Genomic DNA, 23,060 nt, shown 5'->3' with positions numbered 1-23,060 from the left:
TTTTATGTGTCATGCAAAAAATATGTTTTTGGCTGCACTTTTTGTGCAAAAATTTTATAAAAATTTTCTATCTTTTTAAAACGGTCTTTGCTATAATACGTAAGGCGATTGTAAAGAAAAGTTAAGATTTTGTAAGCTGTAATGCTTTTTGGAGGTAGGAAGATGAAACACAAGAAACAGAAAAAAACGAAAAAAGCAGGGCGCATTCTGCTGGCTGTGTTTGCAGTGTTGATCGGAACGCTTGGCGTGCTGCTGTTTACGTCCGAGCGCTGGATGCGGAAAACATGGCCGAATCTGAGCATGGAAGAGCTTGTTTACCAGTTAAAGGCCCCGATTGCCGGAACCAGCCATGATCTTCTGATGAGTTATGTCTGCTCAAGTGCGCTGATCGCAGCGGCAGCACTCATCCTTCTGATTCTGGTCAGCATTTTTCTTCGGGAAAAACGCAAAGCCCATGTGGCGTTCGGGATGATCTGTATCGCGGCAGGAGCCGCCAGCATCGTCTATTCCATCAATGACGTGTGGGCAGCACTGGACGTAAAAGAATATCTGAAAAATCAGAGCACGTACAATACCGTGGTAGAAGACAACTACGTAGATCCGGACCGCGTGAATATCACGTTCCCGGAACAGAAACGAAATCTGATCTATCTCTATCTGGAATCCATGGAGAGCACCTACGCAGACAAAGCTTCCGGCGGAGCATTCGATAAAAACTATATCCCGGAGCTGACCCAGCTTGCCGCAGACAACATCAGTTTTTCCAATTCGGAGCTGCTCGGCGGCGGCCAGCCTACCGTAAACGCAACCTGGACCATTGCCGGAATTTTCGCACAGACCTCCGGTCTGCCTCTCAGCATCGGAATCCAGCGAAATGAGATGGCATATCAGGCCAGCTTCTTCCCGGAAATCAATACCCTGGGTGATGTCCTGGCGGATGAAGGCTACAAGCAGTATTTCTTCATCGGTTCAATCGGACAGTTCGGCGGCCGGGAAGAGTACTTTAAAGAGCACGGCGACTACGAAGTAGACGATTACAGCTGGGCTATGGAAAAAGGCCTGATCCCGGAAGGATATTACGAATGGTGGGGCTATGAGGATGAAAAACTCTTTTCCTTTGCCAAAGACCGTCTGACCGAAATCGCAGCAGAGGGAGAGCCGTTCAACTTCACCATGCTGACCGCAGACACCCATTTTGAGGATGGATATCCGTGTGAGCTCTGCGATGAAGAAAACGACGGTGACAACCAGTACGGAATGGTTCTGCACTGCTCCAGCAAGCAGGTCACCGAGTTCGTTTCCTGGATTCAGCAGCAGGATTTCTACGAGAACACAACGATCGTAATTTCTGGCGACCATCTGACGATGGATTCCGATTTCTGTGAGAACATTGATCCGGACTACACCAGAACCGTATACAACGTGATCATCAACTCTCCGATCCAGCCGCAGCAGGAGAAAAACAGAAGTTTCACCACCATGGACATGTTCCCGACCACCATCGCAAGTCTCGGAGCTACCATTGAGGGTGACCGCCTCGGTCTTGGAACGAACCTGTTTTCAGGTGAACAGACGCTTGCAGAGAAGCTGACCTTCGACCAGCTCAATGATGATCTCTCCCAGAAATCCAAATTCTTCGAAAAAATGGAAGAGCAGGTAACCTCCATTTGGACCAAAACCGATGAGGGCTGGAAGTTCTATATCGAAGACGAAGACCGATGGGCCAAAAGCGAATGGGTTTCCCTGAACCCGCACCGCTATGCAAACGACACCGAGCAGAGATATTACATTGACGCAAACGGCTACGCCGTAAAAGGATGGAAACTGATCGACGGAAAATGGTATTACTTCTCCACACAGGGCAGCTACCGCCTCCTCGAAGGACCGTGCGACGAACCGTTTGAGGTGGATGAGTCGCAGTATTCTTAAAAAATAAAAAAGAGAAGGATTTTCGGCAGCAAAAAGCCGGGAATCCTTCTCTTTTTAATGCAGAATTGTGCCGCTCCGCCTTTTGGCGGAATTTTCTGCATTTTTTGGTACAAAACGTATAAAGATTGTGAAATAAATAATTATCAATTGAATCATCTTACAAAACATGGTAAAATATGGCTATCAATCGGCGGACAAAGCGGAAAAAAGAAAGGGGATTTTAAAACAATGGGTTACAAATCAGACATTGAAATTGCACAGGAATGTACCATGCAGCCGATCACAGCGATCGCAGAAAAAGCAGGTATTGATGACAAATATCTGGAGCAGTACGGAAAGTACAAAGCAAAAATTGATTACAACCTGTTAAAAGACACCAATGCGGAGGATGGAAAACTGATCCTCGTTACAGCCATCAACCCGACACCGGCAGGAGAAGGAAAAACAACAACTTCTGTAGGTCTGGTAGACGGACTTTCCAGAATCGGTAAAAAAGCAATGGTTGCACTTCGCGAGCCATCTCTTGGACCGGTCTTCGGTGTAAAAGGCGGAGCAGCAGGCGGCGGATACGCACAGGTTGTTCCAATGGAAGATATCAACCTTCACTTCACCGGTGACTTCCATGCAATCGGTGCAGCAAACAACCTGCTGGCAGCTATGATCGACAACCACATTTTCCAGGGCAACGCTCTGAATATCGATCCGAGAAAGATCACCTGGAAACGATGCGTAGATATGAATGACCGTCAGCTTCGAAGTGTTGTAGACGGCCTTGGCGGAAAAACAAACGGAATGCCGAGAGAAGACGGCTACGATATCACCGTAGCATCTGAGATCATGGCAGTTCTGTGTCTGGCAAGCGACATTTCAGATCTGAAAGAAAGACTTTCCAGAATCATCATCGGATATACCTACGGAAAAGTAGCAGAGCAGAAACCGGTAACAGCAGGAGATCTGCATGCACAGGGCGCTATGGCAGCACTCTTAAAGGATGCTCTGAAACCAAACCTGGTACAGACACTGGAAGGAACTCCGGCTATCGTTCACGGCGGACCATTCGCAAACATCGCACACGGCTGCAACTCTGTAACAGCAACCAAAATGTGCCTGAAATTAGCAGATTACACTATCACAGAGGCAGGCTTCGGTGCTGACCTTGGCGCTGAGAAATTCCTCGACATCAAATGCCGTATGGCAGGCCTGAAACCGAACGCAGTTGTAGTCGTAGCAACTGTTCGTGCCCTGAAATACAACGGCGGCGTTCCGAAAGCAGAACTGAACGGCGAGAACCTGGAAGCTCTGGAGAAAGGTATGCCGAACCTTCTGAAACACGTAAGCAACATCACAAACGTATACAAACTGCCATGTGTCGTTGCCATCAACGCATTCCCGACCGATACCGAAGCAGAGCTGAAGCTGGTTGAGGAGAAATGCAAAGAGCTCGGTGTCAACGTTGTTCTGTCCGAGGTATGGGCAAAAGGCGGCGAGGGCGGCGTAGCCCTGGCAGAAGAAGTTGTCCGTCTTTGCGAGCAGCCGAACGATTTCACCTATGCATACGATCTGGAAGGCTCCATCGAAGAGAAACTGAACGCCATCGTTCAGAAGATCTACGGCGGAAGCAGAGTTGTCCTGACCGCAAATGCACAGAAACAGGCAAAACAGTTAGAGGCTCTCGGATTTGGCAACTGCCCGATCTGTATGGCAAAAACCCAGTACAGCCTGACCGATGATCAGACCAAACTCGGCGCACCGACCGGATTCGAAGTTACCGTACGTAACCTGAAAATCTCCGCTGGTGCAGGCTTCATCGTAGCCCTGACCGGTGACATCATGACCATGCCAGGTCTGCCGAAAGTTCCGGCAGCAGAGCGTATCGATGTAGACGCTACTGGAAAGATTACAGGATTGTTCTAATAACACAGGATATTGTCTTGAAAAGACAGAATAAAGCGTGAAATAAAACACAGAAAAAAAGAGACATTCCTTCGTGAATGTCTCTTTTTTTACGTTTTTATTGCAAAATATTACAAAAGATAATATAATTTCTAATGATAACATGGAGAGAAAAGCAGATATAATATAGTAAGGGAGTTACTTGCCAATGACATCGAAGAAAAAATTGAGAAGTCTTCTGGGCGGTACACTTTTTATGGTGCTGATGCTCAGCGTACATCCGACGACTGTTTCCGCGAGTGCTGTGGGGAGCAGCACGGTGATGGACCAGTCTGTGGAGACAGAGGATCAGCAGAGCGGGATACAGAGTGAAACGCAGACACAGGCTTCACAGGACAGCAGTGCTGCTGTGCGGGCCAGTCAGAATGGCTGGGTTAGGGCAGGCGACGGCTGGTATTTTTATGAGAACGGACAGCTGAAAACAGGATGGCTTTACCGGAATGGAAACTGGTACTGGCTGGATCCGGACCGGAACGGCCGCATGGCAGAAAACAGCTGGTTCACATACGATAATAATTTTTATTATGCCAAGGGAGACGGAGCAATCTATAAAAATGGTTTTCAGGAAGTAGATGGAAACCTTTATTATTTCCAGAGCTGGGGCGGCATTCAGAGAAATGTGTATCTCAGCATCAGTGGAAAAATGTACTATGTACAGGAAAATGGTATCGTTGCCCGTGGAATAGTCAGAACAATGAATGGACATGGTGATCTCTGCGCATTTGATGATACTACGGGAGCGCAGATCACACAAAAAGGCTGGCTGAAAAAAGGCACATCATATTATTGGGTAAGAGAAGACGGCGTCCTGCAGACCGGCTGGCTGCTGTACGATGATAACTGGTACTGGTTTGATGATAATGGTGTCATGATGGCATCCGGCTGGAAAGAAATCAACAACAATCTGTATTACTTCCAGAGCTGGGGCGGCATTTATAAAAACGGTTTCCAGAGCATCGGAGGAAACGAGTATTATTTCCGGAGCTGGGGTGGTGTATATCGAAACACCTTCTTTACCGTAAAAGGAAAAACCTACATAGCGCAGAATGACGGATCGATCTATCATGCCAGCCAGACCGGCTGGGTTCAGCTGGGAGATCAGACTTACTGGATCAATCAGGATGGTTCTGTTCAGACCGGCTGGCTGAAGCTGGAAGGCAAATGGTACTGGCTGAAAGCGGACGGCACACGTGCTGCATCTGAATGGATCACGTATGACAACAACCGATACTATTTCGACGGTGACGGTGTGATGTACACCGGAATGAAAGAGGTTGACGGAACAAGATATTATTTCCACAGCTGGGGCGGCGTTTACCATAACGAATCTTTTACTTGGCAGGGAAAGAAATACTGGGCAAAGGATGACGGAACCTTCTATACAGGTGTCTGCGATATCAATGGAAAGAAATACTATTTTCTGGAAGACGGCGAGCAGATTACAAAAGAGGGCTGGTATCTGACCAACGGAACGTATTACTGGATCAACAAGGATACGTCGCTTCAGACCGGCTGGGTGAAATATGACAACAACTGGTACTGGATGAAAGAAGACGGTACGATGGCATCGTCTGAATGGATCACCTACGACAAAAACCGCTACTATTTCCGAAGCTGGGGCGGCATGTACACCGGAATTCATACCATCGGCGGAACAAAATACGCATTCCAGAGCTGGGGCGGTCTGTACCATGATCAGACATTTACCATCGGCGGTAAAACATACTATGCCAATTCAGATGGAACATTTGCCACCGGCTGGGTGCAGAACGGCGGAAAAACGTATTATTTCGATGAGGACGGCACAAGCCATACGGGCTGGCTGCTTCTGGACGGAACGCATTACTGGATCAACGCCAATGGAACCAGAAGAGATGACGAGCTGTTTCAGTACGACGGAAACTATTATTATGTAGACAAAAACGGCGTTATGGCGACAAGCGGCTGGGTATACTGGGATTATAACTATTATTATCCGAGAAGCTGGGGCGGCATGTACAAGAATGCGTTTATTACCTATGATAATAACCTCTATTACCTTGGATCTGACTCGAAAATGGCAATCGGCTGGCAGTCGATTGGCGGAAATACATACTATTTCCGAAACTGGGGCGGCATGATAACCGGAAAACAGGTGATCGACGGAAAAACGTATGTGTTCGATGAGGACGGCAAGCTGGTACAGAGTCCGGACGGATTTGAACCGTCCGCGCAGATCGGTGTCCGCACCGTACGGAACTTTCTGAAAAATGCACTGCTTCCGCTTGGAAACACCCTGTATATCTGGGGAGGCGGCCACACAGACGCAGAGGCAGAGAGTTACGGCGTCAATGCGCAGTGGAAACAATTCTTCAATACACAGAATTCCACCTACAACTATTCCGATCATCTGTATGAGTACGGAAAAGGTCTTGACTGTTCCGGCTATGTCGGATGGACCGCACATCAGGTGACGAAAGAGTATGCAACGACAACCTCCACTGGAATGCCGGCCTACTTTGCAAGAAAAGGCTGGGGAACCTGCGTGACAGGCGATACATCCCAGAAATTTACGCCGGGTGATGTGGTCAGCAAGAGCGGTCATGTCTGGATTGTCATTGGCCAGTGCTCGGACGGCAGCGTGGTTGTCATTCATGCGACACCGCCGTATATTCAGCTTGGCGGAACCGTTTCTTCAACAGGAAGCATTAACAGTGAAGCTATTGAGCTGGCAAATGAATACATGAAAATGTATTATCCGGTTGCGTATGAGCGGTATGGTGTAAAAGTTCTTGACCGGTCCTATCTGACCGGTGTGAATCATTTCACCTGGAGCAGCAGTATCTTAAGTGACAGTGAAGGCTACCGCAGGAAGAAACCGGCAGAAATCCTGAACGATCTGTTCCAGTAAAATATCTTCTATAAAAAATAAGAGAGAATACAAAAAAACTTTGTAGTTCGTGTATTCTCTCTTTCTTTTTGCGCTGGAATTGTCTATACTAGAAGGTGCGTGAAAGACGCAGATCAGAAATACAAAAGAAAAAATCTGGAAAATAAAAATACAAGGGGAGTAAACATGCGAAAGAGCTGGAAATGGGCGCTCTGTCTTGGCGTAGTGTCGTTGCTGCTGCTGGGCGGCTGCGGAAAAGAAAAGACGGAACCAGTGGATCTGGTGCTGGTAACCGACGGCAGTGAGGTAGCTTCCGATGCCGTGTATCAGTCAGCATGGAACGGTCTTGCGCAGTATGGAGACGAGAGCGGTCTGAAATATGAAGCAAGTGTTCCGGCAGGACGGACAACAGAGGACTATGAAAACACCATCAAAGAGGCGGCGCAGAAGGGAGCATCCGTTATCGTCTGTGTCGGAACGAGCATGAGCCGCGCCGTTTACGATGCACAGCGCGACTGGAAGGATGTCCGTTTTCTGCTGCTGGAGGCAGAACCGGTCAGTGAGAGCGGCCGCAGCCGTCTCCGCGGAAATACAGAAAGCCTGGAAATTGATGTATCAGAGGCCGGCTACCTGGCAGGATATGCGGCAGTACAGGCCGGCTACACGCACCTGGGCTATATCGGACAGAAAAACGAAGAGAACGGAACAAAGTACGGGACAGGTTATGCACTCGGTGCAGAGGCGGCCGCTGCGGATCTGGGACTTGGAGAAAACAGCATCACGCTGGATTATACGTATCGGAAAAGCAGCAGCGTATCACCGTCGTATTTGGAAAAAATCAAAAGCTGGTATGGTGAGGGCGGACAGATTCTCTTCTCGGACGGTGCATCGTATCAGAATGTACTTGGCGCAGCAGCATCTGCGGCAGGCGGAGCACTGATCGCAAACGGCGGCGTGGAGGAGTACGCCAATGCCGTGTTGAAAGTACGTCTGGATTATGGAACTGCAGTTTACAATGCGTTAAAAGAAATGAAACAAAAGGATTTTGAAGGCGGGAAAATTGTAACGCGCGGCGTGACCGATCAGGAAATCAGTCTGGAATGGAATCAGGATGCGGTGCCGTACTTTACAGAGGATCAGTACCGGGCACTCTGTGCGAAATTCTCCGCAGAGGACTTTTCAATCCCTGACGGCGATGCGCTTTCCTCGCCGGATCAATACAAATTGAGTTGTGTGAGTGTACAGAAGGTAAAATAACATGTATCGTTACTGTTCACGAATTGTTTACAAAAAGTCGGGATATTTTTCCTTGCATCCATTTGTGAATTGTGATATTATGTAAAAGAATTGGGAAAAATATTTCAAAATTGTTACAGAATAATTGAATTTCTAAGAAACAGGGAAACCTGAAACAAAGAAACCTACATACAACGAATCAATTTGGGAGTGAAAGAATGAGAAAAAAATTTCTTGCCTTAAGTTTAGCAGTGATCGTAAGTGCAGCTCAGGTAATGACAGTAAGCGCCTCGAAACAGGAGCAGTTACAGCAGCAGCAGGCAGCACAGGCAGAGACCAGCGCACAGCTTGACAACGCAAAAGCAGAAATCGACGATCTGGAAACCAAAAAGAATCAGATTACCGGCGAGATTGATGACCTGGACGCACAGCTTGTCGTAACCATGGCATCCGTGGAAAATCTGAAAAATGAAATTGCAGAGAAACAGACAGAAATTGAAACAACACAGGAAAAACTGGCACAGTCCCAGGCTGAAGAGGACGAGCAGTACGAGCTGATGAAAAAACGAATCCAGTTCCTCTATGAGAGCGGCGGAGACAACGGCTGGGCAGCACTTCTTCTGGAGGGAAAAGATTTAAGCAGCATTCTCAACCAGGCTGAGTACACCCAGAAATTATACAAATACGACAGAGAGTGCCTGCAGGAGTACATGGATCTTGTACAGCAGGTAACAGACTACAGCAATCAGCTTGCAGATGAAAAAGCAGATCTCGAAGCCAGTGAGGCAGAGCAGGAAGCACAGCAGCAGTCCCTTGAGGCAATGCTTGAGCAGAAAAAAGCCGTTTCCGATGACTACGAAAACCAGATCGCAGACCTGAACGACATGGCTGCACAGTACAACGCAGTACTGGCAGAGCAGAACGCAAAGATCCAGCAGATCCAGGAGGAGATTGCAGCCGAAGAGGCAGCAAGAAAAGCCGAAGAGGCCCGTCAGGCAGCAGAAGCAGCCGAGGCAGCCCGCCAGGCAGAAGCAGCAAGACAGGCAGCAGCAGAAGCAGCCGCAAGCAGTGCTGCAAATAATACAACAACGGCAGACAACACACCGTCCAGCACAGGAAGCTCCACCACGACAACAACACCGTCTAACGGAGGAAGCTCTTACGATGATTCTTCGTCCAGCGATACCAGCAGCTCGGATGATTCCAGCAGCTCCAGCAGCACCGGAAGTGCAACAGGAAGCGCCATCGTATCCTATGCAACCCAGTTTATTGGAAATCCATACGTATGGGGCGGCACAAGCCTTACCAACGGAGCTGACTGCTCTGGTTTTATCATGAGCGTTTACGCACACTTCGGATACGACCTTCCGCATTCCTCCAGTGCACTGCGTGGTGTAGGACGCGGTGTATCTTATGCAGAGGCTCAGCCGGGCGATATTATCTGCTACAGCGGCCACGTAGCCATCTACATCGGCGGCGGTGCAATCGTACACGCAAGCAATGAGCGCGACGGTATCAAGATCAGCAGCAACGCAGCGTATACCACGATTCTTGCGGTAAGACGTGTGGTTTAAAAAAGAATTACATAGTAAGAATTTTCAGATCCCGGGAGAGAAAAATCCCGGGATCTTTTGCGTTTTGCTTAAAATTGAGTGCATTCGCGTTAAAACTGTGATATACTAAAGCACATCGGAGATACAAGGGCGTATTGACCAACAGAAGGTCAGTATGCCCTTTTGCTTGTTAGGAAGAAGGGAGAATCGTTATGAAACTGGAAAATTATTTTCGTCGTTTCGGTATTCGGAACGGATCTGGTGCGGAAAGTAGCGTCAGTGCTGTCCATCTGCATTATTGCCGGTCTGCTGATCGTCTACGTCCCGAACATCATCGCCGGAGCCGGAAAGATCGGCGATACTGTAAACGCCATGAAAACCGCAGACCTCCCATTCGGCAAAGCCCTGTACGCCGCATTCCTCTACGGAACCTTCCAGCTTGCCAATGTCGCAGTCTTCGTCCAGCATGCCAAATCCTTCGAAAAACCGCAGGATGCCGGAAAGAGCATGGCAGTCGGTGCCGTATTAAATGCCCTTCTGATGATCATGGTCGTCCTCGGAATCATGACCGTATACCAGAACCCGGAAATGATCCAGCAGAGCGTCCCGACATTATTTATGGTTCAGCAGGGCGTCGGCAGTAAATTCATGACACCGCTGATTTCCGTACTGATCATCCTCGGTGCCGTATCCACAGCCGTCAACATGGTTGCCGCCATGGTCAAACGAATCCACGCCGGTCTCGCTGAACGAAGCAGCAGAACAGAAACCGCAGGCAAAATCAGCCGCACCCAGATCCTTGCCGCGCTTGTCTGCTGCATCGCGGACTTCCTTATCGCACAGTTTGGTCTGCTGACGCTGATCCAGAAGGTGTACAGCATCCTGGCATACCTGGCAATCCCGGTCATCTTGGTGCCGTACGTGGTGCACATGGCGGTGATGCGGTTTGATACGAAAAAATAGAAAAGAACAATAAAAAATTTGTAACAAAAATTTACACCGCAGAAAGAGAGATTTGCTTCTGGAGAATGGAAGTATTTCGCAGACAGCAGAAAAAAGAAGATTCATGCAGAGCAGATGTGAGTCATAAAGAAATGACATGCGTCTGCCTTTTTTCTGTGCGTCTGGCAGAGTATGTGTCGGTGACAAAGCAGAAAACAGGAACTCTTCTTTGGGACTCGATTGTGCCGTCAAAATATGGTATACTGCAAAAAGGATCAAAAAGCGGATATTGATATTTCACGGGAGGGGAAGAAGATGAAAAATGCACCGGCTTATGTGAAGGTTTACAGCAGACTGAAAAACGAGATCAATAAGGGAACATATCCTGTCGGGGGATTTCTGCCGAAGGAGTGTGAACTGGAGAAAATCTATCAGGTCAGCCGTACTACGGTACGGAATGCAGTAAAGATGCTGGTGCAGGAGGGACTGGTTGAGGTTCGCCAGGGTTCTGGAACGAGGGTGCTGAATCATAAGGCAATTCAGAATTATAACAAGGTCACATCGGTCACGGAATCCCTGATGAAAAAAGGATATCGGGTAACGACGTCAGATATGATGATCGACATCATTTCGGCGGACAAACAGCTCGCCGATGAACTGGAAATTCCGGAGGGAACCAGCGTGGCGAGGATTCAGCGGCTGCAGCTTGCGGATGAAGAGCCTGTTACGCTGATGGAAAATTATATCGAATATGCGAAAGTCCCTGGCATCGAGGCGTATGAGAATCAGTTTGTAGCGCTGTATCAGTTTCTGGAGGAGAAATTCGGCTTGCAGATTGATGAGACACGAGACAGAATTTCAGCGAAATCCGCGACCTTTATGGAAGCCCAGGTTCTGAAAACGGAGCCGAAGGATGCGCTTCTTGTGGTGCACAGAGTCACCTACTGGCAGAACCGGCCGGTGAGCATTGACCACGTGCGGATCATCGGAAGCAAGTACGAGGTGGAGATTTCGGGAAAAGGACGGAGTAAATGAGCGATGAGACAGAAGAACAGAAGAAACTGATGCGGCAGATTGATATCAGCTGTGTACAGGCATTTCATACAATGGATGAAATTGATGCGATGGTGGAGCTGGCAAAGAAATATCGTCTGGCTGCTGTGTTTACCTTGCCGGCGTTCAGCGCCCATGTGGCAGAACGGCTGCAGGACACCAGAGAAATCCATGCGGGAGGCGTGGTAAGCTTTCCGGGCGGCGGAGATACGACCGGACAGAAGAAGCGGCAGGCAAAAGAACTGTGGGAGGCTGGCTGCCGGGAAATCGACATGGTGATGAATCTTACGGCATTCAGAAGCCACGAATTTTCTTATGTAAAAGAAGAACTTCTGGCCATCCGGGAGCAGGTGCCTTCGGCGATTTTTAAGGTGATCATCGAGGCACCGCAGCTGACGGAGCAGGAAATCTGCCAGGCAGTGGATCTGTGTGTGGAAGGCCGTGCGGATTATGTAAAGACGAGCACCGGATGGTATCCCGGCTGTCCTTCCACCGTGGAGCAGGTTCGAATCATGAGCCGTGAAGCCGCCGGTCGCATTCAGATCAAGGCCGCCGGTGGAATCCGCAGTCTGGAAACTATACAGGAAATGCAGAAAGCCGGCTGTAGCCGTTTCGGTATGGGAATGCGGTCGGTACAGAATTTGATAAAAAGTATCTATAAGTAATCTATTGTGCAAAAGCTATAAAAAAGTCACGGAATATTCTACGATATTCCGTGACTTTTCTGTTGAATTAGTAACCTATTAGTGATATATTCGAATCATAGGAATCGATAAATCATTAACAATCTGAAAGGAGAGCAAAAGATATGAAAGGTTATGCAATGCTGAAAATCGGTGAATCCGGATGGATCGAGAAAGAACGCCCGAAATGCGGGCCGATGGATGCCATTTGCCGTCCACTGGCAGTTGCCATCTGCACATCAGATGTCCACACTTTATGGGAAGGGGCCATCGGTGACCGTCATAACATGATTCTGGGCCATGAGTGCTGTGCAGAGGTTGTGGAAGTCGGAGAGCTCGTAAAAGATTTCAAACCGGGAGACCGGGTTCTTGTGCCGGCCATCACTCCGGACTGGAATTCTCTGGAAGCACAGGCTGGTTATTCCATGCACTCCGGCGGAATGCTGGCAGGCTGGAAATTCTCCAACTTCAAAGATGGTGTCTTTTCTGAATTCTTTCATGTAAATGATGCCGATGGAAACCTTGCGCTGCTTCCGAAAAACATCAATGTTGTCGACGCGTGCATGCTTTCCGATATGGTGCCGACCGGATTCCACGGCGTAGAGCTTGCCGATGTACAGTTTGGTGATACAGTTCTTGTCATCGGAATCGGACCAGTTGGTCTGATGTCGGTAGCCGGAACGAATATGCGCGGCGCATCGAGAATCATTGCTGTCGGAACGAGACCGGTCTGCGTAGAAGCGGCAAAAAAATACGGCGCAACGGATTTTGTCAGCTACAAGAACGGACCGATTTTCCAGCAGGTACTTGATATGACAGATGGAAAAGGTGTTGATAAAGTAGTCATCGCCGGCGGTGGTGTAGAAACCTTTGCAGAAGCAGTAAAATGCCTGAAACCGGGCGGAAAGATCGGAAATGTAAACTATCTTGGATCCGGTGACAACATTGATATTCCGCGTGTAGAGTGGGGCGTTGGAATGGGTCACAAACAGATTAACGGAGGCCTGATGCCTGGCGGAAGACTCCGCATGGAAAAACTGGGAGCTCTTGTTTCGGCAGGCAAGCTGGATGTCAGCCCGCTGTCCACACATGTGTTTGATGGATGGGATCATCTGGAAGAAGCACTGTTCCTCATGAGAGATAAACCGAAGGATTTAATCAAACCAGTCGTTAAATTGGCTGACTGATGATTTGAAAATTTGACTGAAAAAGGAAACGTATGAAAATATTGATCGTATCCGGCTTTTTGGGCGCGGGAAAAACAACATTTATCAAACGGCTGGCCAGGAACGTCGATCAGCGGTTTGCCATACTGGAAAATGAATATGGAGCCGCAGGAATCGACGGCGCACGTCTTGGCCAGAACCGGCAAGGAACGCAGAAAAATGTATGGGAAATGACAGAGCAGTGCATCTGCTGCATCGGGAAAAAGGATTTTGCAGCATCCGTGCTGACCATTGCCAATGTGGTAGGCCCGGAATACCTGATCGTAGAACCGACAGGCGTCGGAAGTCTCGCCCGGATTATAGAAAATCTGCGTCAGATCGAGTACGAGAGAATTCAGCTTCTCTCGCCGGTCACTATTGTGGATGTTTACAGTTACCGCCGCTATATGGCGGAATATCCCGAGCTGTATCAGGATCAGATCCGAAGCGCGGATACGATCATTGTTTCCAAAACAGAAGCATGCCAGGCGGAAGAAAAACAGCGCATCCAGAAATTTCTGCAGGAAATTAACCCGCAGGCAAAAATCATCACGGATTATGCATCCACGATGACACGGGAAGATTACCAGAGCCTGCTGCTGGGCGGCCGATATGAGAAAGAAGTACAGGATACGCAGAGCGGCGAAAAGATGCCGGAGACCTTCTCCTTCGAAAATATCCGAATGGAGGCACCGGAAACCCTGTGGTGTTTTCTGGAACAGATCATTCGCGGAGCGTTTGGAAATATCATCCGTGCAAAAGGACAGTTCGCAGCCGGAGACCAGTTTCTCCAATTTGATGTCGCCGATCACCGCTACAGCATCACCGGCACAGAACAGAAAAACGCCGGCCAGGCTGTGTTTATCGGAAACGATATGAACGAAGATGCGATCCGGCAGTATTTTAAGAAATGCGCCGGAAACCAGAAAATGAAATATGCTGCCCGTCATGTATCATAAAGTAAATAGGAAAAAGAGATTGCGGAGTCCTGCCAAAACAGGGTTTCGCAATTTTGGTTTTTACAGAAAGATTCAACTGAAAAACGAAGGATAGGCAAAAACGAAAAATTACGCTAAAATAAACATACAAGTATTTCAAATAAAACAAAAGAAAAATCAGGGGGATCTGATATGGAGGAACAGAAAAGAAGACGGGAAAGAAAATCAGCGGCATACTGGTTGAGCAAAAGCTCGATTTTATATCCGATCTGTATCTTGTATGTGATGTATGTGAAACAGGTTGAGGTATATATTACAGAATGTTCCGTCCATATTTCGTCGGGGACAATGCTTTTTGCCTATGCGCTGTGCCTGATTTTGTGGCTGGCCTCACCCATTCGAAGCTACTGCGCAGATGGAACTGCAAATGAAGTTTTATTCTATACATTTCCGCCGAGCATACTGATGCTGTTTTTATTTGCCCAATATTCACTGAAAATTGTGTTGTTTCTTGCAGTGCTGGATGGGATATTTCTTGTTACGGTTTTAAGAGATTTACATAGAAAAAAACGAAAATATTCTCCGAAAAAATTCTGGAGATTAAAAAGAAGTGACTTAAACGCATTTCTGTTTGTTTCAGTATGCGTGAGTATGGTACCGACTTGTATGATGATATATTGGAAGCTTGAGTCTCCGTCCGGAGTGGCAGAACTTTACGAACGAAAAAAGGACTATAATCTCGTCCAGAATCAGGAGAACATTTTTCAGGAAAATAAAGAATTTCTGCTGAGCTTAAAGGAGAGCGAATGGAGGCAAAAAACACTGGAAGAAAGAACAATTGCAGCGCAGAAGATGGTACGGCTTGAAACAGAACGACTTGGAATTCCCGAAATTCCGCTGTATGTGAAAGAGACAGGATCATCGAATTGCGTTGCATTATATAATAATGAAGAGAACGAAATATGGTATGCTCCAGAGCATTTAACATCTCAGACAGCAGAAGAATTTTTTACGGGAATTTGCGAAGAATGTTATCATGGAATGGAGTATTATCTGCTGGAGCGAATGGACTGGAATTCGGAAATGGCGAATACTGCTTATTTTGAAGAAATGAGGAAGTGGAAACTAAATGATAATCGCTACATATCTGGACGCGACGAGGGCGATTCGTTTGAAGCATATCAATCACAGCCGCTGGAAGCATCTGCCAAAAAGTATGCCAGTTCCGAAACAGAGGCACTGATTCATTTTATTGCTGTGTACGGCGATGAATAAAAATCTTTTAGGGGGGGAGGGAGAAAAGGAGCGTCGGGAAAAATAAAAAAAATTAGCACTCACCTCTTGACAGTGCTAATAACTAGTGTTATAGTACAACTAGAACAAAGAAAGAAAAGAAAATTCACATCAACGCTCTTTTTGTTCGGAGCGAATGTTAGCACCCAAATAGATAAGGAGGAAGCCGATTATGAATATCAGTAAATTCACACAAAAATCGCTGCAGGCTGTACAGGACCTGGAAAAGACCGCATACGATTTCGGCAACCAGGAAATAGAGCAGGAGCATCTGTTGTATAATCTCCTGCATCAGGACGACAGCCTGATTCTGAAAATGATCGAAAAGATGGAAATCAACAAAGAACATTTTCTGAACCGTGTCGAGACGGCACTGAACGACCGCGTCAAAGTATCCGGCGGTCAGCCGTATATCGGTCAGTATCTGAATAAAGCACTGGTAAATGCTGAGGATGAGGCGAAAGCCATGGGAGACGAGTATGTTTCCGTAGAACACCTCTTCCTGGCAATGCTGAAAAACCCAAGCCCGTCCATGAAAAAACTGTTTCAGGAGTACGGCATCACAAGAGAACGTTTCCTGCAGGCATTAAGCACCGTGCGCGGAAACCAGAGAGTTACCACCGACAACCCGGAGGCAACATACGACACCCTGGAAAAATATGGCCAGGATATCGTAGAAAAAGCCAGAAACCAGAAAATGGACCCGGTTATCGGCCGTGATACCGAAATTCGGAACGTTGTCCGTATCCTGTCCCGTAAGACAAAAAACAATCCGGTTCTGATCGGTGAGCCTGGTGTTGGTAAAACCGCAGTCGTAGAAGGCCTGGCCCAGCGAATCGCCAACGGCGATGTACCGGAGAGCCTGAAAGATAAAACCATTTTCTCCCTCGATATGGGAGCCCTGGTAGCCGGAGCAAAATACCGCGGCGAATTCGAGGAGCGTCTGAAAGCCGTTCTGGAGGAAGTCAGAAAGAGCGACGGAAAAATCATTCTGTTTATCGATGAGCTGCACCTGATCGTCGGCGCCGGAAAGACCGACGGCGCGATGGATGCCGGAAACATGCTGAAACCTATGCTGGCACGAGGCGAACTGCACTGCATCGGTGCCACAACGCTGGATGAGTACCGCCAGTACATCGAAAAAGATGCCGCCCTGGAGCGCCGTTTCCAGCCGGTTCAGGTTGATGAGCCGACCGTAGAGGATACGATTTCCATCCTGCGTGGCTTAAAAGAGCGCTACGAAGTTTACCACGGCGTAAAAATCACCGACGGTGCCCTCGTTGCAGCCGCAACCCTTTCGAACCGTTACATCAGCGACCGTTTCCTGCCGGATAAAGCAATCGACCTGGTCGACGAGGCATGCGCTCTGATCAAGACAGAACTGGATTCCATGCCGGCCGAGCTGGATGAGCAGCGCCGTAAGATTCTGCAGATGCAGATCGAGGAAGCCGCACTGAAAAAAGAGACCGACAATCTGAGCCGCGAGCGTCTGGAAACACTGCAGAAAGAGCTGGCTGAGTTAAAGGATACCTTCAATTCTGCAAAGGCACAGTGGGAAAATGAAAAGAGTTCCGTTGAGAAACTGTCCAAACTGCGTGAGCAGATCGAGGACATGAACCGCCAGATCCAGAAAGCAAAGAATGATTACGATCTGAACCGCGCCGCTGAACTGCAGTACGGTGAACTCCCGAAATTACAGCAGATGCTGGAAGCAGAAGAGAAAAAAGTTAAAAATGAAGATCTCTCACTGGTACACGAGAGTGTAACGGATGAAGAGATTGCCAGAATTGTCTCCCGCTGGACCGGAATCCCGGTTGCAAAACTGACCGAAGGCGAGAGAACTAAGATCCTCGGCCTGGAAGATGAACTTCACACGAGAGTTATCGGCCAGAATGAAGCAGTCACCAAGGTTTCGGATGCGATCATCCGTTCCAAAGCCGGAATCAAGGATCCGACAAAACCGATCGGTTCGTTCCTGTTCCTTGGACCTACCGGTGTCGGTAAAACAGAGCTTGCGAAAACGTTGGCAGAAAAGCTGTTTGATGATGAGAACAACATGGTTCGAATCGATATGAGTGAATACATGGAGAAATACTCCGTCTCCCGTCTGATCGGAGCGCCTCCGGGATATGTAGGCTACGAGGAGGGCGGCCAGCTGACTGAGGCAGTGCGCAGAAAACCATATTCTGTTGTTCTGTTCGATGAGATCGAGAAAGCGCATCCGGACGTCTTCAACGTTCTGCTGCAGGTACTCGATGACGGCCGTATCACCGACTCCCAGGGCCGTACCGTAGACTTTAAAAATACGATCCTGATCATGACCTCCAATATCGGATCCCAGTATCTGCTGGACGGCATTCAGGATGACGGCAGCATCTCCGAAGAGGCGAGAAACCTGGTCATGCAGGATCTGCGTGCACACTTCCGTCCGGAGTTCCTGAACCGTCTGGATGAAACAATTATGTTCAAACCATTGACAAAAGACAACATTGGTCATATCGTAGATCTGTTGCTGAAAGGACTGAACAAACGTCTGGCAGACCAGGAGCTTACCGTCGAACTGAGCCCGGCTGCAAAACAGTTTGTCATTGAGGGCGGCTACGACCCTGTTTACGGCGCCCGTCCATTGAAACGTTTCGTACAGAAAGAGGTAGAAACCAGCACCGCAAAACTGATCCTTGGCGGTCAGGTCAGCGAGGGCGATACGATCCTTCTGGATGTGGAAAACGGCGGCCTGAAGGCAATGATCAAACCAGGTGTGGAGGTAGTAGACGAATGATGCCGAAAGATCCCGTAATGCTGCTGAGCTATGTCAATACGCAGTTAAGAGATTTTTACCCGTCGCTCGCAGAATTCTGCGCGGCCATGCAGACAGAGGAATCCGATCTGCGGGAAAAACTGGCGCTCATCGACTATGAGTACGATGAGAAAACGAACCAGTTTGTATAAGAATAACCAGGCCCTGAAAAAAATGGCGGAAAAAGGCGTTCCGTATGTGGAAAAAACACATACGGGGCGCCTTTTTTACGCAAAGCGTGTTTCTTATAACTGACAGGAAAAATCATATTTATAATAGAAGAAATGTGGTAAAATGGAGGAAAAGAAAATCCGCTGAAAATGGGGAAACAGCGGATCTGGAGAAGGAGGAAACCAATATGTATTTTGGTGTACAGATGTATGGGGTATCCAAAGAATGGAAACAGGATCCCGAAGGATTTTTAAAGAAAATCTATGAGGCAGGCTACCGCCAGATCGAGCCGTGTCTCGGATTCCGTGTTGATGCCAGGGACTACGGTTTCTGGATCCCGGAGGATCTGGAGCAGGCAATGCCGTTGCTTGCAAAATACCACATTGAGGTTCATGCGGTCCACATTTTCCTGGATGAATACCACTATGAAAGAGAACTTGCCATTCTTACAGAACTGGCGCAGAAATACCACATTTCCTGGTTTGTCGTAAAGAGCCCGGCACGCCTGACAAAAGATGTTCTGGACGAAACCGCTGCAAGATACCGCGAACTGGCAGAAGAACTGGAAAAAGCCGGAGCAGGTCTTCTGATTCACAACGAAAAAGAAGATATCTGTATCCGCGTGAATGGAAAAACAGCGTACGAATATCTCCTGGAAGCCTGCGGTGAAAAAGTCGGAGCAGAAGTAGATGTCGGCTGGATGTACTGCGGCGGCGTCGACCCGGAAGAGTTCCTCTGGGCGCATGCGGACCGAGTCAAAGCCGTTCATTATAAAGATATGAAAATCACCGGCCAGGAAGCGCCGCTTGGAAAAGGCATGGTTGATCTGAAAGCCTGCTTCCAGTTCGCCCGTGCAAACGGTGCACTGCAGATTGTGGATATGGATGCGGCAACACTGGAGGATACCTGCCGCGCCGGAAAAATGCTCTCCGGATGGACAGGGGACAGAGACAACACCGACAGCATTCTCTGCACGATGGATGTGGAGACCGGAGAAGAAACCGTGCTGCATGAGTTTCCGGGAATCATCGAGGCACCGAACTGGCTGAACGATGGAAACACCCTGCTTTATAATGCGGATGGAAAAATCTACCGCTATGAGATCGACAAAGACCATGTGGAGCAGGTTGATACCGGTTTCTGCGTGCAGTGCAACAATGACCACATTCCGTCACCGGACAACCAGCTGCTGGCGGTAAGCTGCATGCCGCCGGAACTCACAGATGGAACGTATGAATCCCACATCTACGTGCTCCCGATGACAGGCGGTGAACCAAAAGACCTCACCGGACCGGGTCTCAGCTATCTGCACGGCTGGTCGCCGGACGGAAAAGAGCTTGCGTACTGTGCCTTCCGCAAAAAGCCGGAGGAGGAGACTATGCGCATTGAGATCTGTACGATTCCATCAGACGGCGGCGAGGAAACCTGCCTGACGGACGGCAAAGGCTACAACGACGGTCCGGAGTATTCACCGGACGGAAAGCACATCTGGTTCAACAGCACCAGAAGCGGTCTGATGCAGGTATGGCGGATGAACCGTGACGGCAGCGGTCTCACCCAGATGACCGATTTCGATGCCAACAACTGGTTCGGCCACGTTTCGCCGGATGGAAAACACGTCATTTACCTGACCTTCGCTAAAGGTGAGCTGGAACCGAATGAGCATCTGCCGAACATGTATGTATCGCTTGGAATGATGGATTATGACGGACAGAATAAGAAAAAAGTGCTGGATCTTTTCGGCGGCCAGGGCAGTATCAACGTCAACTCCTGGGCACCGGACAGCCGCAGAATTGCGTATGTGAAATATGTGCTTCATCACAAATAAAGGAATATCTTAAGAAAATCTGACGGGCCGTAAAAATTCATGGAAGTATTGTGAAAAAACGTTGAAAGTATTTTAGCGGAAATGCACAAGAATTCTTACGAATTTTTACGGCCCGTTGACTCTTTTTCTGACACACGTATAATGAAAGTAACAAGAGAAACTGCGGCCCCTGGCGGCTGCAAAACAATCAAAAGGAAAGGAGGATTTGTGTTATGAAGAAAACGAAAAAAATGCTTTCGTTTGTACTGTCCATGCTTCTGATCGTGACGATGTTCCCAACCATGGCATTTGCAAAAGAGGAAGCCAAAACGTGGAAGTTCGGAGAGCTTTCGCTGAAAGCAGGCGACGTTCTCGGCAAAGATACGGAGATTAAAAATGATGCAGAGAACAGAGAAATCCGAATACTTTCAGAAAAAACAAATCCGGATGAAAAGGAAGATCAGAAAGATGACAAAGAAAGAATAAAAACAGAAAAAGAGGCTGTGATCGCAGCGGCGGCTTCCTGGAATCTGAAGGATCTTACGGAAAAGGCCAAAAAGGCTCCGGCAGATTATCTGCTTAAAAAGGCAGACAGCTGGAACGGAAGCTGGATTGTAACAAAGATCGCAGAAACGGAAACAAAAGATGCCATTGAAATCCAGATAAGAACCTATGAGTACGCAGCTGTAACAGAAATCCAGGGCATACCGAAAGAAATCCCGGGAACCACCGCACTGACGGGCAAAGCAGTTCCAGAAAATGCAGATCAGAAACAGATCACATGGGAAATCACGGATGCCGGAATGACAGGTGCTGTTTTAGACGGCACAAACCTGAAAGTAACGAATGCCGGAACCGTAAAACTTCTGGCGACAATCAAAGACGGAAAGAAAACCGGCGTTGACTTCACACAGGAATTCACTGTGATTGTAAAAGCCGCAGATTACACCAAAGTAACAGAAGCGCTGGCGCTGATACCGGAGGACATGGGCCGGTATACAGAAGAAAGCGCGGCAGCTGTTCAGAAAGCAAAAGATGCGGTAAAAGAGAACCTGCCATCAGCTGAACAGGAAACCGTAAATGGTTATGCGGCAGCCATTCAGACAGCAGTAAACACACTGACGCTTCTTGGCGCAGATTACACAGAAGTTGATGCAGTACTTGCCAAAGTTCCGGGAGATCTTTCTATCTATACGGAAGAGAGCGTGGAAGCACTGAATGCAGTCATTGCATCCATCGACCGCACCAAAACGATAGAAGAGCAGCAGGCAGTTGATGCTTATGCGGAAGCACTGGAGAATGCAATTGCAGCACTGGTACGCAAACCGGTTCCGGCAGATTATCAGGGAGTGGAAGAACTCCTGGGAAAGATTCCGAAAGACTTATCCATTTATACCGAAAAGAGTGTAAAAGCACTGAATGCGGCAAAAGAAGCCATTGTATGGGATCTGGATGACAGCAGGCAGGAGGAAGTCGATCAGTTTGCAGAGAACCTGAAAGCAGCTCTTGACGGACTGACCCTGAAACCGGCGGACTACAGCGCCGTAGACGCGGCTCTTGCCAAAGTTTCGAATGATCTGAGTATTTATACGGAAGAAAGCATTCAGCCGCTTCAGACAGCGATCAACAGCGTAGAAAGTGGAAAAACCATTCTGGATCAGGCAGAAGTAGACGGCTGGGCAGCAGCAATTGAAAATGCACTGGCAGGACTGCAGGTTCGGAAAGCAGATTATTCCAAAGTAGAGGAAGCCATCAAAAAGATTCCGGCGGACCTCCGTCTGTATACCGATGCGTCTGTAAAAGCACTGGAAGATGCAAAGAACAGCGTCGTAACCGAGCGGCCGGTCACAGAGCAGGAGAGCGTAGACGGTTACGCAAAAAAGATCGAGGCAGCGATTGCCGGCCTTACGTATAAAGATGCGGACTACAGCAAAGTAGATGCCGCAGTGAAGAAGATTCCAAACGATCTGAAGAAATACACGGACGAGAGCGTAAAAGCAGTCAATGATGCAAAAGCAGCGATTGTACGCGGAAAGAATATCACGGAGCAGAAGACGGTGGATGGTTATGCGGCAGCGCTGGAAAAAGCGATTGCCGGCCTGAAACAGAAACCGATGACTGCGCAGAATCTTCCGAAGATTACCAAAGGAGTCAATCAGTCAGGTATGCAGGGCAAGGAGCTTTCCTTCACCGCAGATTTTGAAGCAAAGGATCTCAAAAAGGTTCTCATCGACCAGAAAGAGATTGATGCGAAGAATTATGTGACGGCTGGAAAAGAGAATACGCAGGTTACGCTGAAGGCAGAGTATACAAAGAGTCTGGCAGAAGGCAAGCATACGATTTCGATCGTTTCAAGCAAGGGCCAGGCGGATACCGTATTCTATCTGAAGAAAGCAACAAAGAGTCCGGACACGGGAGACCGCACACAGGTGATGCTGTGGGTGATCCTGCTCGGCGTTTCTGCAGCAGCAGTGGTCGGAGCAGTTGTTTATCGTAAACGTGAGAAATAAGAGTTGAAAGGGAAAGGGCGCCGGAAGGCGCCTTTTCTTTTGGACGGTTTCGGATAGATTGTAAATAGTCAGATAAAATACAAAATATGCAGAATTAACTATATTTTTCTAAAAATAAGAA

15 protein-coding genes are annotated in these 23,060 nt (G+C 48.2%); all 15 read left to right on the top strand.

Going from position 1 to position 23,060, the window contains the following annotated elements:
- The first annotated feature begins 162 nt into the window (after nucleotides 1–162).
- Complete coding sequence (locus tag DW642_RS10060) at nucleotides 163–1,929, top strand: sulfatase-like hydrolase/transferase (protein ID WP_117510096.1); 1,767 nt, start codon at nucleotides 163–165, stop codon at nucleotides 1,927–1,929.
- A 228-nt stretch (nucleotides 1,930–2,157) separates the two neighbouring features.
- The gene (locus DW642_RS10055) at nucleotides 2,158–3,843 is read left to right on the top strand and encodes a formate--tetrahydrofolate ligase (RefSeq protein ID WP_117510095.1); all 1,686 of its coding nucleotides are present in this window, start codon (nucleotides 2,158–2,160) and stop codon (nucleotides 3,841–3,843) included.
- Between the two features lie 187 nt (nucleotides 3,844–4,030).
- Entirely contained in the window at nucleotides 4,031–6,772 is a 2,742-nt protein-coding gene (locus DW642_RS10050) for a hypothetical protein (RefSeq protein ID WP_117510094.1), read from the top strand.
- Nucleotides 6,773–6,937: 165 nt separating this feature from the next.
- On the top strand, nucleotides 6,938–8,008 hold the full coding sequence (locus DW642_RS10045; protein WP_147326117.1) for a BMP family ABC transporter substrate-binding protein: 1,071 nt from the start codon (nucleotides 6,938–6,940) through the stop codon (nucleotides 8,006–8,008).
- Between the two features lie 197 nt (nucleotides 8,009–8,205).
- Nucleotides 8,206–9,561 carry a C40 family peptidase gene (locus tag DW642_RS10040; protein ID WP_117510092.1) on the top strand — a complete coding sequence of 452 codons (1,356 nt, stop codon included), beginning with the start codon at nucleotides 8,206–8,208 and terminating at the stop codon, nucleotides 9,559–9,561.
- A gap of 240 nt (nucleotides 9,562–9,801) precedes the next feature.
- A complete protein-coding gene (locus DW642_RS10035; protein ID WP_173816457.1) occupies nucleotides 9,802–10,503 on the top strand; it encodes a hypothetical protein in 702 nt (233 codons plus the stop codon).
- A gap of 294 nt (nucleotides 10,504–10,797) precedes the next feature.
- Nucleotides 10,798–11,517, top strand: coding sequence for a GntR family transcriptional regulator (locus DW642_RS10025; protein WP_055220242.1), 720 nt, complete (start codon nucleotides 10,798–10,800; stop codon nucleotides 11,515–11,517).
- The gene (deoC, locus tag DW642_RS10020) at nucleotides 11,514–12,200 is read left to right on the top strand and encodes a deoxyribose-phosphate aldolase (protein ID WP_055220244.1); all 687 of its coding nucleotides are present in this window, start codon (nucleotides 11,514–11,516) and stop codon (nucleotides 12,198–12,200) included. Before DW642_RS10025 ends, deoC begins: the two co-directional genes overlap by 4 nt.
- A 143-nt stretch (nucleotides 12,201–12,343) precedes the next feature.
- A complete protein-coding gene (locus tag DW642_RS10015) occupies nucleotides 12,344–13,405 on the top strand; it encodes an NAD(P)-dependent alcohol dehydrogenase (RefSeq protein WP_022461674.1) in 1,062 nt (353 codons plus the stop codon).
- Nucleotides 13,406–13,437: 32 nt separating this feature from the next.
- The gene (locus DW642_RS10010; protein WP_117510091.1) at nucleotides 13,438–14,382 is read left to right on the top strand and encodes a CobW family GTP-binding protein; all 945 of its coding nucleotides are present in this window, start codon (nucleotides 13,438–13,440) and stop codon (nucleotides 14,380–14,382) included.
- Between the two features lie 171 nt (nucleotides 14,383–14,553).
- The gene (locus tag DW642_RS10005) at nucleotides 14,554–15,636 is read left to right on the top strand and encodes a hypothetical protein (protein WP_117510090.1); all 1,083 of its coding nucleotides are present in this window, start codon (nucleotides 14,554–14,556) and stop codon (nucleotides 15,634–15,636) included.
- Nucleotides 15,637–15,826: 190 nt separating this feature from the next.
- The gene (gene clpB, locus DW642_RS10000; protein ID WP_117510089.1) at nucleotides 15,827–18,433 is read left to right on the top strand and encodes an ATP-dependent chaperone ClpB; all 2,607 of its coding nucleotides are present in this window, start codon (nucleotides 15,827–15,829) and stop codon (nucleotides 18,431–18,433) included.
- On the top strand, nucleotides 18,430–18,603 hold the full coding sequence (locus tag DW642_RS09995; RefSeq protein ID WP_022461670.1) for a DUF4250 domain-containing protein: 174 nt from the start codon (nucleotides 18,430–18,432) through the stop codon (nucleotides 18,601–18,603). Before clpB ends, DW642_RS09995 begins: the two co-directional genes overlap by 4 nt.
- 206 nt (nucleotides 18,604–18,809) lie before the next feature.
- Entirely contained in the window at nucleotides 18,810–20,450 is a 1,641-nt protein-coding gene (locus tag DW642_RS09990) for a TIM barrel protein (RefSeq protein WP_158555011.1), read from the top strand.
- 212 nt (nucleotides 20,451–20,662) lie between these two features.
- Nucleotides 20,663–22,939, top strand: a complete 2,277-nt coding sequence (locus DW642_RS09985) for a hypothetical protein (protein WP_117510087.1) — start codon at nucleotides 20,663–20,665, stop codon at nucleotides 22,937–22,939.
- Nucleotides 22,940–23,060: the final 121 nt, after the last annotated feature.

The organism is Blautia sp. AM23-13AC (assembly GCF_003435675.1).
Lineage (GTDB): Bacteria > Bacillota > Clostridia > Lachnospirales > Lachnospiraceae > Fusicatenibacter > Fusicatenibacter saccharivorans.
The sequence above is the reverse complement of the archived record's forward strand: the minus strand, read 5'-3'. Positions and strand labels throughout refer to the sequence as shown.

Excerpts from the sequence above, each read along its gene's own strand:
- deoC (WP_055220244.1), top strand. The coding sequence starts at position 11,514 with ATGAGCGATGAGACAGAAGAACAGAAGAAACTGATGCGGCAGATTGAT.
- DW642_RS10005 (WP_117510090.1), top strand. The coding sequence starts at position 14,554 with ATGGAGGAACAGAAAAGAAGACGGGAAAGAAAATCAGCGGCATACTGG.
- DW642_RS09995 (WP_022461670.1), top strand. The coding sequence starts at position 18,430 with ATGATGCCGAAAGATCCCGTAATGCTGCTGAGCTATGTCAATACGCAG.
- DW642_RS10040 (WP_117510092.1), top strand. The coding sequence starts at position 8,206 with ATGAGAAAAAAATTTCTTGCCTTAAGTTTAGCAGTGATCGTAAGTGCA.
- DW642_RS09990 (WP_158555011.1), top strand. The coding sequence starts at position 18,810 with ATGTATTTTGGTGTACAGATGTATGGGGTATCCAAAGAATGGAAACAG.
- DW642_RS09985 (WP_117510087.1), top strand. The coding sequence starts at position 20,663 with ATGAAGAAAACGAAAAAAATGCTTTCGTTTGTACTGTCCATGCTTCTG.
- DW642_RS10060 (WP_117510096.1), top strand. The coding sequence starts at position 163 with ATGAAACACAAGAAACAGAAAAAAACGAAAAAAGCAGGGCGCATTCTG.
- DW642_RS10010 (WP_117510091.1), top strand. The coding sequence starts at position 13,438 with ATGAAAATATTGATCGTATCCGGCTTTTTGGGCGCGGGAAAAACAACA.
- DW642_RS10050 (WP_117510094.1), top strand. The coding sequence starts at position 4,031 with ATGACATCGAAGAAAAAATTGAGAAGTCTTCTGGGCGGTACACTTTTT.
- DW642_RS10025 (WP_055220242.1), top strand. The coding sequence starts at position 10,798 with ATGAAAAATGCACCGGCTTATGTGAAGGTTTACAGCAGACTGAAAAAC.
- DW642_RS10015 (WP_022461674.1), top strand. The coding sequence starts at position 12,344 with ATGAAAGGTTATGCAATGCTGAAAATCGGTGAATCCGGATGGATCGAG.
- clpB (WP_117510089.1), top strand. The coding sequence starts at position 15,827 with ATGAATATCAGTAAATTCACACAAAAATCGCTGCAGGCTGTACAGGAC.
- DW642_RS10055 (WP_117510095.1), top strand. The coding sequence starts at position 2,158 with ATGGGTTACAAATCAGACATTGAAATTGCACAGGAATGTACCATGCAG.
- DW642_RS10045 (WP_147326117.1), top strand. The coding sequence starts at position 6,938 with ATGCGAAAGAGCTGGAAATGGGCGCTCTGTCTTGGCGTAGTGTCGTTG.